Origin of the sequence: Halomonas sp. 3D7M, assembly GCF_014897885.1 — a bacterium.
Taxonomy (GTDB): domain Bacteria; phylum Pseudomonadota; class Gammaproteobacteria; order Pseudomonadales; family Halomonadaceae; genus Vreelandella.
Genome location: NZ_JABUZF010000200.1, coordinates 5,258 through 15,551, shown reverse-complemented (window position 1 = coordinate 15,551; position 10,294 = coordinate 5,258). Strand labels below are relative to the sequence as shown.

The 10,294-nt window shown below is 53.6% G+C and carries 12 protein-coding genes; 7 read left to right on the top strand and 5 right to left on the bottom strand.

Annotated elements, in window-relative coordinates:
• The 4 genes from INT22_RS20790 to INT22_RS11150 all read right to left on the bottom strand — a co-directional run.
• Positions 1 to 483, bottom strand: a 483-nt coding sequence (locus INT22_RS20790; RefSeq protein ID WP_226912628.1) for an ATP-binding cassette domain-containing protein, incomplete at its 3' end; no start/stop codon positions are given.
• A complete protein-coding gene (gene modB / locus INT22_RS11160) occupies positions 473 to 1,174 on the bottom strand; it encodes a molybdate ABC transporter permease subunit (RefSeq protein WP_125752723.1) in 702 nt (233 codons plus the stop codon). The genes INT22_RS20790 and modB, both read right to left, overlap by 11 nt.
• Positions 1,171 to 1,959, bottom strand: coding sequence for a molybdate ABC transporter substrate-binding protein (gene modA / locus INT22_RS11155; RefSeq protein WP_193059652.1), 789 nt, complete (start codon positions 1,957 to 1,959; stop codon positions 1,171 to 1,173). The genes modB and modA overlap by 4 nt, the downstream gene beginning before the upstream one ends.
• A 92-nt stretch (positions 1,960 to 2,051) precedes the next feature.
• Complete coding sequence (locus INT22_RS11150; protein ID WP_193059651.1) at positions 2,052 to 2,438, bottom strand: winged helix-turn-helix domain-containing protein; 387 nt, start codon at positions 2,436 to 2,438, stop codon at positions 2,052 to 2,054.
• A 318-nt stretch (positions 2,439 to 2,756) separates the two neighbouring features.
• Between INT22_RS11150 and INT22_RS11145 the strand changes: the two genes are divergently transcribed.
• The 7 genes from INT22_RS11145 (at position 2,757) to ltrA (ending at position 9,025) form a co-directional block, all read left to right on the top strand.
• On the top strand, positions 2,757 to 3,641 hold the full coding sequence (locus INT22_RS11145) for an urease accessory protein UreD (RefSeq protein WP_193059650.1): 885 nt from the start codon (positions 2,757 to 2,759) through the stop codon (positions 3,639 to 3,641).
• Positions 3,642 to 3,738: 97 nt separating this feature from the next.
• Positions 3,739 to 4,020: a DUF3649 domain-containing protein gene (locus INT22_RS11140; protein ID WP_193059649.1), complete on the top strand. Its 282-nt coding sequence runs from the start codon at positions 3,739 to 3,741 to the stop codon at positions 4,018 to 4,020.
• Between the two features lie 19 nt (positions 4,021 to 4,039).
• Positions 4,040 to 5,554 carry a PepSY-associated TM helix domain-containing protein gene (locus INT22_RS11135; RefSeq protein WP_193059648.1) on the top strand — a complete coding sequence of 505 codons (1,515 nt, stop codon included), beginning with the start codon at positions 4,040 to 4,042 and terminating at the stop codon, positions 5,552 to 5,554.
• On the top strand, positions 5,551 to 5,826 hold the full coding sequence (locus tag INT22_RS11130; RefSeq protein WP_193059647.1) for a DUF3325 family protein: 276 nt from the start codon (positions 5,551 to 5,553) through the stop codon (positions 5,824 to 5,826). Before INT22_RS11135 ends, INT22_RS11130 begins: the two co-directional genes overlap by 4 nt.
• A gap of 197 nt (positions 5,827 to 6,023) precedes the next feature.
• The gene (locus INT22_RS11125; protein ID WP_193059646.1) at positions 6,024 to 6,581 is read left to right on the top strand and encodes a Panacea domain-containing protein; all 558 of its coding nucleotides are present in this window, start codon (positions 6,024 to 6,026) and stop codon (positions 6,579 to 6,581) included.
• Entirely contained in the window at positions 6,578 to 6,979 is a 402-nt protein-coding gene (locus INT22_RS11120) for a hypothetical protein (protein WP_193059645.1), read from the top strand. The genes INT22_RS11125 and INT22_RS11120 overlap by 4 nt, the downstream gene beginning before the upstream one ends.
• 795 nt (positions 6,980 to 7,774) lie before the next feature.
• Positions 7,775 to 9,025, top strand: a complete 1,251-nt coding sequence (ltrA, locus tag INT22_RS11115; protein ID WP_212636734.1) for a group II intron reverse transcriptase/maturase — start codon at positions 7,775 to 7,777, stop codon at positions 9,023 to 9,025.
• 51 nt (positions 9,026 to 9,076) lie between these two features.
• On the opposite strand, the gene INT22_RS11110 is transcribed toward ltrA, so the two are convergent.
• Positions 9,077 to 10,294: TonB-dependent siderophore receptor (locus tag INT22_RS11110; RefSeq protein ID WP_193068236.1), on the bottom strand; the 1,218-nt coding region annotated here is incomplete at its 5' end.

The window sequence follows — 10,294 nt, the reverse complement described above, 5'->3', positions numbered from 1 at the left end:
AGGATCGCTCAGTAGTGCCCTGCCTATGGCGACTCGGCGTGCTTCGCCGCCCGAAAGGGTACCCGGTATCCGCTCAAGTAAATGTCCGATGCCAAGCAATTCGACAATCTCATCGAAGCGGTGAGTTGCTCGTTTAGGCATGCCGTAGGTGAGGTTGCCTCGCACTCGGTAATGAGGAAAAAGACGCGCCTCCTGGAACACAACGCCAATGCGCCGTTGATGGGCGGGTACATTCTGGCGCTGTTGGGTGTCTAGTAGCACCTGGTCGCCGAGCTGCAGTTTGCCTACGTCGGGTGTGTCCAAGCCTGCAATAATGCGCAGTAGGCTGGTTTTGCCGCTTCCTGATATGCCAAAAATACCGGTCACACCGCTAGCGGGCAGCGTGAGCGATGCTTGCAGCTGGAAGTTGCCAAGGCGTTGTTCAACAGAGAGCGATAGCGATGAATGGGCAGAGGCGTCGGGAGACGTTGGGTTAGTAGGCATCACGTTCCTGTAAACGCTGTTGGGTGCGGCGCGCTAGCCATTCAGAGGCAATTAACGAGAGCAGGGCAATAATGATGGCGAGAAAACATAGCCTTGCCGCAGCGGCTTCCTGACCGGGTGTCTGAATTAGCGTATAGAGTGCTAGGGGTAAGGTGCGCGTTTCGCCAGGGATATTAGAGGCGAAAGTGATAGTGGCACCGAACTCGGAAAGCGCGCGAGCAAAAGCCAGCACGGTACCTGTTAGCAGGCCGGGGATCGCCAGCGGCAATGTGATGGTGGTGAATACCCGCCAGCGACTAGCGCCTAGCGTGCTGGCAGCCGCTTCGAGTTTGGGGTCAACGGCCTCAAGGGATAAACGCAGGGCCCTCACCAGTAATGGAAACGCCATTACGCCGCTAGCAACGGCTGCCCCTTGCCAAGTAAATGGCAATGATACGCCTAAGTTGCTGTAAAGCCATTGACCAAACACCCCTTGCCTGCCCAAGCCAATTAACAGTAGATACCCCACAACCACGGGCGGCAGAACCAGTGGCAAGTGTATCAAACCATTGACCAATGCTTTCCCGCGAAAATGATAGCGGGCTAGCCACCAAGCGACGGCAATGCCTGGGGGCAATATCCATGCAACCGCCGCTAAGCCGATCAGTAAGCTTAGGCGAATAGCCTCCCACTCCGCTGGAGAAAGCGTCACGGTGCACTGATGCTTGTGTCAAAGCCATGCTCGGCAAAGATAGCGAGGGCTTCTTCACTGGTTAACCACGCCTGTAGCGCCACGGCAGCAGCGTTTTGCTCTGCATCAATCAGGGCGATGGGGTACGTAATGGGGTCGTGGCTGGCGGCTGGGAATAACCCAAGTACCCTGACGGCCTTGCTGGCAAAAGCATCCGTTTGATACACCACACCGATGGGTGTTTCTTCACGCTCTACCAGCGCTAATGCAGCGCGCACATCATTGCCACGGGCTAGGCGCGGCGCTAGAGCTTCCCATTCGCCCAGTGTCTCCAGTGCTTGCTGGGTATAGATACCGGCCGGTACATGGTCTGGGTCTCCCACGGACAGTCGGTCGCGCTCGCCTAATAGCGTTTCAATAGCGATGCCTTCCCCTGGGGTGAACTGCATTGGCACGCTATCGCTGGCACTAACAAGCGCCAATCGATTTTGCAGTAAATCTCTACGTTGCTGCACATTGATATGCTGATCTTCAAGCCAATCCATCCACGTCACATTTGCGGAAAGAAATAGCTGCGCGGGACTGCCGCTGGCGATTTGTCGAGCAAGGGTAGACGACGAAGCATAAATCGCGGTCACATCAACGTCATTATGCGTTTCATAAACCGCAATGGCATCGTTTAGTGCATCGGTCAGCGACGCAGCGGCTGCAACGTGCACATTGTCGCTCGCGAGCGCTGATGCTGTCGGAAGGCTAAATAGAATAACGCTGGCAAGCAGGCGATTGTTCACACCGAAGTTAAGCATCGTTTTATTCCGCTATTTCCACATGGATATAGCGGAGATTAGCGAATACTCAGCGCGTGTTCAATGACAAATAACGCGTGGCTGGATGGCGATCAATCATTGTCGCGCTCGGCACCATCAGAAGGTGACAGAAGCGCTAGCAGTGCTTTGGCATCGTCAGGCGTTGCCATCACAAACTGCTTTTCCAGTGCTCGATAGTGGGTAAGTACTTGTTTGCCAATCTCTGTTAGGTGTGCTCCACCCCGTGCATTTCCACCGGAACTTGTTACCACCAGCGGTGATAAAAAGTAGCCGTTCATAGTTTCGAGCAGTTGCCAGGCTTTTTTATAACTCATGTTCAGCGCGCGGCCCGCCGCGGAAATTGAGCCGGTTTGATCAATCATTTCCAACAGGTCAGCCTTGCCAGGGCCAATCACCACATCGTGGTTTAACGCTAAGCGCAGCTGGAAGGTAGGGGAAGGGTGATGGGTGCGTGTCATTGTTGAACTCTGCTGATGACTATGTGCGTATCAGTTTAGCAACGATATAGCCCCCAACGCTTACCATTTAGTGGTTAGCAAAGAAGAGTGCGCAGCTTAGCTTAACGAGGCTTGGGCCTTCTTCTAACGGCGTTGAAGGTTGCTCAGATTTGGTGCGCTTATCCGTTTTTGTGTTCTCTTTTGGTGCTTAAAGCCGTTGGTAGCTAACAATCTCAAAGCTTAAGTTATTGTGTCGACAAAGAAACGTGGTTTTTCACCATTTTGGCGCACTCCTTGCATTTCAAGTTGAAATATTGACCAACTGGAAGCGATAGCGCCATGACTCTGTGTGAACTTGCGACACCTGCCGCTAGCTCAGGCCATCGCTTTGATGGCGAGCGCCACTGGGCGGCATCGCTGGCGCTGCGTTTTGCTAACCGTGAGGGCACAACCCGATTGGTGCAGGCTCGTCACCAAGGGCCGCTACGAGTACAGCGGCCGTTTTACCCAGAAGGCAGCACGGAAGCTTGCCATGTGTACGTGCTGCATCCACCCGGTGGTTTAGTCAGTGGCGATGCCCTGACGATTCGCGCCCACATCGAGGGTGATGCTCATGCGCTGCTCACCACGCCTGCGGCTAACAAGCTTTATAAAGCTGACAGTCAGGGCGTTGCCTGGAACCAACAGACTGAGCTTAACGTGGAAGATGGCGGCATCCTTGAGTGGCTTCCTCAAGAAACGATCGCCTTTGATGGCTCCAAAGGCGCTCAGCGAACGCATATTGCGTTGCATGGCAGTGCCCGTTGCTTGGGCTGGGAAATCATGGCGCTGGGCCGCCCCGCCAGTGAACTTCCCTATGTAACAGGTCGCATTGAGCAGCACTTTCGTTTAACCCTAGATGGCAAGCCGCTGTGGCTTGAACGCCAACCGTTGGATCCTGCACATCCGCGTTTTAACGGGCGCTGGGGGCAGGGGGGCGCCACGGTGCAAGCCACGCTATGGGCGGTGGGCTTAGAAGATGCCGGTGTGGCGATTGATGAGCTACGCGAAGCGCTGCCGGACAACCCGCGTTGGGCGGTTACCGTTCGCCAGGGCGTGCTGTTATTACGTTATCTCGGAAACTCACGCAATGAAGCCTGGACGCTGTGTGAGCAGGCGTGGCATGTTCTGCGCCCGCACTGGATCGCGCGTGTCGCCCACACACCGCGCATTTGGTTAACCTAAACGTTGTGCAGCAGGTGCTAAATAAGTTATTTGTACTAATGCAAATGAAAACCTTTTGCATTAAAATGGTGGTCTGTGACCTGCACCGAGATGCACCATGCTGCTCAACGTCTTATCCTCTTCCTATTGGCTGCTGATCTTACGCATCCTGGCCGCGACGCTTGGCGGCTATATCGTTGCTGCACTGTTTTCGGTGGCAGCGCTTGGCTTACCGTTTGATACCATGATGTCTCTGCGTATCGGCATGATGGGAAGCTTTATTATTTGGGCGGGCGTGGCGATCTGGTCGTTTATCACGCCGAGTTTGATACGTCTTTGGGGAGCTATCGGTCTAGCCATTGGCGGCCTTCTAGTGGTGGCTAACTATGGCGTCCACTAAGCGCAGCGTGAGGCGTAATATGGCCCAGCTGCACACATGGTGCGGCTTGTTGGCTGCTTGGCTGCTATTTGCCGTTTTTCTGACGGGCACTCTGAGTTACTTCAAAGAGAGTATCTCGTTGTGGATGCAGCCCGAACTTCCGAGTGTCGCCGCGAACGCTGAGTGGGACAATCGGCGCCTGGCGGATTACTGGCAGCACTATCTTACTGAACATGCCTCCTCAGCGAGAAATTGGCAGATCACTTTTCCTAATGAGCGCGAGTCGGTCTCGACAGCCGTCTGGTTTGGGCAGGATGGGAGAGAGCAGTCGGTACTTGACCCAACCACTCTGACGTTGGTTACCCCGCGAGAAACGCGTGGGGGGGATTTTTTCTACCGATTCCATTTTCAATTGCATCACCTCCCCGCCGTCTATGGCCGCTGGCTCATTGGTATCGCCACCATGATGATGTTCGTGGCAATCATCAGCGGCGTGATAACCCATAAAAAAATCCTGCGCGACTTTTTTGCTTTTCGGCCCCAGAAGGGCGCGCGTAGCTGGCTAGATGCGCACAATGCATTTTCTGTGTTAACGCTGCCTTTTCAGCTAATGATTACCTACACCGGCTTGATAACGCTCATGTCGCTCTATATGCCTTGGGGAGTAGAGCGCGCGTTTCCCGATGCTGACGCGCGTCGCCAAGCGACCAGTGAACTGCATGCCTTTCCCCTCTCTGACTCAGCCACGGGGCAGCCTGCAGCGTTATATGCCCTTAGCGAACTGGTCGGTGATGCTGAAGCGCATTGGCAGAAGCCGGTGCAGTCCCTGAGGGTAAGCCACCCTGGCGATGCAGGTGCGCGTGCCGTGGTTTGGCAAAGTACCCACGAGGCGTTATCTGCGCACCGCCCACAACGTATCTATGAGGCCAGTTCGGGCGCCTTGTTAGCAGAGACTCAGCCGCAACGCATTGATGAACAAGCACACGGCATTATGGTGGGGTTACATGCCGGCCGTTTTGCCGACTGGGGCATGCGCTGGATCTATTTTGCATTAGGGGCTGCTGGGTGTGGCATGGTGGCAACTGGGCTACTGCTGTGGACGTCAAAGCGTAAGCATAAGAAGGGCGGCGTGGTGGGGATGTGGTGTGTCGAGCGGCTTAATATAGCCACGTTGGCCGGCATGCCGATTGCCGTATTGGCCTTTTTAGCCAGCAACCGACTTTTACCGGTGGCGCTTAGTGGGCGTGCCCCATGGGAAATCCATTGCTTCTTTGCCGCCTGGCTGCTCGCGTTGCTACACGCTGTTTTAAGACGCTCGGCCTCGCAGGCGTGGCGGGAGCAGTTAGCTCTGATCGTTATCTTGTTACTGTGCCTACCAATGCTGAATCTCTTGGTGCCTTCCTATCGTGTTCTAGGTGAGCTTGCCGCAGGTAATTGGCAGCGTGTTAGCGTTGACCTGATGTGTTTGGTCGGCGCGCTGACCATCGTCTGGCAGATGAAACGAGCTGCTAAAAAAGCGAGCACCCGTGTGCAGCCCATTCAGGTGGCGTCATGATGCTTATCACGATTCTGGCACTCGGTACGCTGGGCTTTGCATTAATTGCGCTATCGGATAGTCGCCATCGACGCCGTTGTGGTCTTAAGCCTGCTCAACAAAAACCTTGGTTCTGGGCGGGCAGTGCGATACTCGGTTGGCCGCTTTGGTTGGCAATGGAAACCTGGAGCACAGGGCTGGCAATAACGCTATGGCTGGGCTGTCTAAGCATCTCGGCGGGAGTGGTATTTCTTGGTCTGGCGATGTTTGAGCGCTTCCGCCAGCAGCCGTAATTACCCCCGCCGCTGGCGTTACCCCACGACCAAGATTTCAATCTGTTATTTAGTAATGGTTGTTGTCTAAGAGCTGAATATAGCCCGTTAAATCGATTAGATAACTATGTACTTGCAAGGGTTGGTACTTGCATTTAAGCTGCGCATCCCCCATTAATTAGGGGTGGTCATACAGCATGGCCCAGGAGGTTGCAAGTATGTTTAACGAAGAAAAAGTGGCTCAGATGGCGGCTTACCTGCTAGGGCAGCGTGGTGGCCAGATGTCATATCTGAAACTGATGAAGCTCTTGTACCTTGCAGATCGTACCTCTATGGAACGATTTGACGAGCCGATGACAGATGATGCTTGGGTCTCAATGGATAAGGGCCCAGTGTTATCGACTGTTTTGGAGCTAATGCAAGGTGCTAGTCGTAGTGGAGAATGGAACAGTTGGATCGCTGGCGGGCCTGTTCCTTATGAAGTTTCTCTAGCTTGTCGTGATAGTGATCGAGATAGCTTTGATGAGTTATCAGATGCGGATGTTGAAATCCTTGACGAGGTTTGGCAACGATTTGGAGCCATGACTCGCTGGGAGTTGGTTGAATACACTCATCTGCACTGCCCCGAATGGCATGATCCACATGGCTCAATGCGTCCTATCCGGCCTCAAGATATGTTTCAGGCAATTGGTAGAACACCGGAAGAAGCAGACGAACTCTCTGCCGAAATTTTTCAGCGCCGTGAACTCAGACAGGTGATGGGACGTTTGGCGTGACAGAGTATTGTCCTTTTCGCAAGGGAACCCTGCTAATCCTCTCTGGGCCTGTAAACCATCTTCACATCATCATGAACGATCCCGTTTATTATCCAGAGCGCGACTACTACGGGGTTCTTCTAGTAAATATTTCATCTGTAAGGCCAGGTCGTCGATACGACAGAACATGCCTCATTGAGGCCGGTGAACACCCTTTCATCCGACATCAAAGCTATGTCGTCTATGGTGACGCGGTGGTGAAAAGTGCTGATGACATCAGCCAGTTCGTTTCAACTGGTGAATTTTCAGCTCGAGATCCTGTAGATGAAATTAATTATCAAAGGGTGTTAGAAGGTTTCGATCACTCCCCAAAAGTAGCACCAAAAATCAAACGGTTTATCCGCAATTACATGAAGTAGAAGTTAGATGTCATCGCTTACTTCGACGTTCCAAGTTTATTATTTAGCTACAAAAAAACAGCCTGGTGGTAGACTCTCTGCTATTGACAGTAAGCGAATGGACGTGTCCTGCTTATGTAGCTGAATGACCGCGACAACAAGGCCGCGATCAATATTCACTAGCAAAGTACGCCATTATGACGGACCAAAGGTCAGTCGGGTTCTTTCAATAGAGACTTGTATCAATCAAGCCGCGCACCGTTTGCTGCTTGAAAAGTTGGAAACCTCGCTCAATTGGGCGGTGAGGAGGTCAGTGCGCCGGGCATGGCGCACATCTATAGGGTGAAAGTCCCGAGCAGTGACGTTGGGAGTAGCTGTTAGCCAATATGGCAAGGGTGTCCATCGCAAGGTGGAATCTGAAGGAAGCCTGCGGCAAATCGCTGAGCCGAGGAACACGAATCTCATACGAGGCGGGCTGCGTGGAGTAAGTGTGCTGAACAACACGAAGCTCATCCCAACACGGCAGCGCAGTACGTATATGAGGCGGCTACCTGGCGAGAAAGATGTGCGTCTTACCCCGGGAGGTCCCTTGCAACCGCTAGAGCCAAGCCAACCGCACAGCGGGAGGGGCGGCAAGGCTGTGAGGGAAGTCAGCAGCGGCCATAGTAGGTGGCCACATTCCACCGAAGGGCCAAAGGCAAGTGAAAGGGTTTCTCCGTGATCTCTGACCAACGCGATGACAACCGACCGCAGTTTAGTAGCAGCGGCAGACCGGTTACGGGCCGGAACCCTTGCGAACCCTGCTACCCGGTCTCCATGGACGATGTGCTTGAAAGTGCCAATATGGCGGCGGCATGGAACCGGGTGCAGCGCAATAAAGGGGCCGCTGGCCCCGATGCACGCACCATTGAGGACACCGAATCCTATTTGAAGGAGGCGTGGCCGGGGGTCAAGGAAACCCTTCAATCAGGCGCTTATCAGCCAGGTTCGGTGAGAACGGTCTACATTCCGAAGGGCAATGGCAAGCACCGTATGCTGGGCATCCCTAACGTGTTAGACCGCTTAATCCAGCAAGCCATCCATCAAGTGCTCAGCCCTCACTACGAGAAGGATTTCTCTGACTCAAGCTTTGGCTTCAGACCAGGCCGTAATGCCTGGCAAGCAATTGAGCAGGCTCATGACTACGCCAAACAGGGTTACACGATAGTGGTCGATATTGATTTGGAGAAATTCTTTGACCAGGTCAACCACGATCTTTTGATGGCCAGGCTAGCAAAACGTATTCACGACAAGCGTTTGCTTGGTGTGATCCGTCGCTACCTTCAGGCCGGAATGATGATGGGGGGTTTCGTTAGTCAGCGAGAGAAAGGCACACCGCAAGGATCGCCCTTGAGTCCGTTGCTTAGTAATATCCTACTTGACGATCTGGACAAGAAACTGGATGCCAGAGGCCACCGGTTCTGCCGATATGCCGATGACTGCCAGATCTACGTCCAAAGCCGTCGAGCGGGCCACCGAGTCAAGGACAACGTGACCGCCTTTCTCGAAACACGACTCAAACTCCCGGTAAATCGGGAGAAGAGCCGCGTCGTCTCTGTCTCACGCAGCAATTTTCTCGGGTACAGCTTTGTTGGAAAGGCTAATCCGCGCATCCGCTGCAGTAATGAGACGATCAAACGCTTCAAGAAACGGATCAGGCAACTGACCCGCGGGCATGATCGCGAAGCCATTGAGGTGAAGCTTGCCCGTCTCGATCGATATATTCGAGGCTGGACAAGCTACTTTCGGTTGGCAGAGACACGCCGCTTATTTGCTGATATCGACAGCTGGATACGAAGCCGACTACGCATGTGCCTGATGAAACAGTGGTTTAAACCGAGAACCCGAGTGAGGAAAATGATCGAACTCGGGCTCCCTGTGGATGAGGCGAAAGGATACTGTCAGCACAAACGCTGGTGGTTTCTGGCCCAACTCCATCATACGCGGTTCGCGATGAATAACCGCTGGTGGCACAAGCGAGGCTTCCGTGGTGTGCGCTTTTATATGGAGCGGTTTGCCAACACTTGACCAACCGCCGTGGTACGGATCCGTATGCCAGGTGGTGTGGGCGGACGGGGACTAGCTCCCCTCCGACCCGATCCAATCCCAGTTGATTGACATAGCGGCACTACGCGGTTCGCCAAGCCAGTACTGGCTGTAGAAACCAATTTGCTCGTAGTAGTCCTGGTCAAACACGTTGTTGATGTTCAACTGCGCGCTTAATTGATCGTTGAAACGGTAGCGTGCCATCAGGTCAGCAACGGCGTAAGCGTCTTGCCCAACCTTAACCTGTCCATTGGGGCTAGATGTGTTCCGCCAAATATCGCTTTGCCAACGAGCCCCGCCGCCCAGTGTTAAGCCACTCCATGCACCCGGTAGTTGGTAAGTGGTAAACAGTTTGACCTGTTGGCGCGGATGGGTCGTATTGGTCCGCTCGCCGTCGGAATTTTCTGCATTGGCTAGCGCGTAGCTGGCGCTCACATTCCAGCCAGAGGCCACTTCACCAATCAATTCGACTTCAACGCCATTGACCTGATTACCATCAACACTGCGATGGGCGGACGTACCCGGCTGGCCGATCACATCAACGCCAGGAATGGCTTCGGCCACACCGTTTTGCTCTGTTCTAAACAGTGCAATACTGCTATCCAAGTGGCCGTTCAGAAGGGTTGCCTTAGCCCCCAGTTCATAGCTGCGACCCTGAATAGGGTCCAGCAGAGAGCCATTCTCACGGCGGGCATTCTGAGACTGAAAAATCTCGGTATAACTCGCGTAAACAGAGGTATAGTCATTAATATCGTAGATAATGCCTGCATAAGGCGTTATTTCATTGCTGTATCGGTATTGCCGCTCAGACCCATAGTAAGTCTGATCTAATTCCCAGTCGCTCAGGCGTGCACCAAGAATAAGATTAAGCGGATCACTCAACGAAAAGCGCGACACCATAAAGCCGCCGCTTTGCGTTACCTGCATATTATCTGAGCTGTTGAATTGCCCCCACTGAGGCTTGGCCACCACACTGTCTCGCCAATTAAGGTAACTACCCGCGGAAGGCGGCGTGCCAACCGGGGTGGCCAGTTTTATCTCAAAGTCATCTTCGTTATGCATCCAGCCAAAGCCCAGCTCGTGTTGGCGGCCAAATAAGCTGAAATCACCTTCGGCCGTTACGTTAACGGTTTGTTGAGTGCGGTTGCCGCGGTAATTTAAGAAGGAGCTGGACATACCAAGGCCTGTCTCCCTGTCTGGGAAACCGCCGCGATAAAGGTACTCTAGGCCATAGTTACCATCGTTATGGCT

What these genes read in the sequence shown, in the direction of transcription:
- INT22_RS11135 (WP_193059648.1), top strand. Translation starts at nt 4,040, where the DNA reads ATGGCCCAGCTGCACACATGGTGCGGCTTGTTGGCTGCTTGGCTGCTA.
- INT22_RS11140 (WP_193059649.1), top strand. Translation starts at nt 3,739, where the DNA reads ATGCTGCTCAACGTCTTATCCTCTTCCTATTGGCTGCTGATCTTACGC.
- ltrA (WP_212636734.1), top strand. Translation starts at nt 7,775, where the DNA reads ATGGACGATGTGCTTGAAAGTGCCAATATGGCGGCGGCATGGAACCGG.
- INT22_RS11145 (WP_193059650.1), top strand. Translation starts at nt 2,757, where the DNA reads ATGACTCTGTGTGAACTTGCGACACCTGCCGCTAGCTCAGGCCATCGC.
- modA (WP_193059652.1), bottom strand. Translation starts at nt 1,959, where the DNA reads ATGCTTAACTTCGGTGTGAACAATCGCCTGCTTGCCAGCGTTATTCTA.
- INT22_RS11150 (WP_193059651.1), bottom strand. Translation starts at nt 2,438, where the DNA reads ATGACACGCACCCATCACCCTTCCCCTACCTTCCAGCTGCGCTTAGCG.
- INT22_RS11130 (WP_193059647.1), top strand. Translation starts at nt 5,551, where the DNA reads ATGATGCTTATCACGATTCTGGCACTCGGTACGCTGGGCTTTGCATTA.
- INT22_RS11125 (WP_193059646.1), top strand. Translation starts at nt 6,024, where the DNA reads ATGTTTAACGAAGAAAAAGTGGCTCAGATGGCGGCTTACCTGCTAGGG.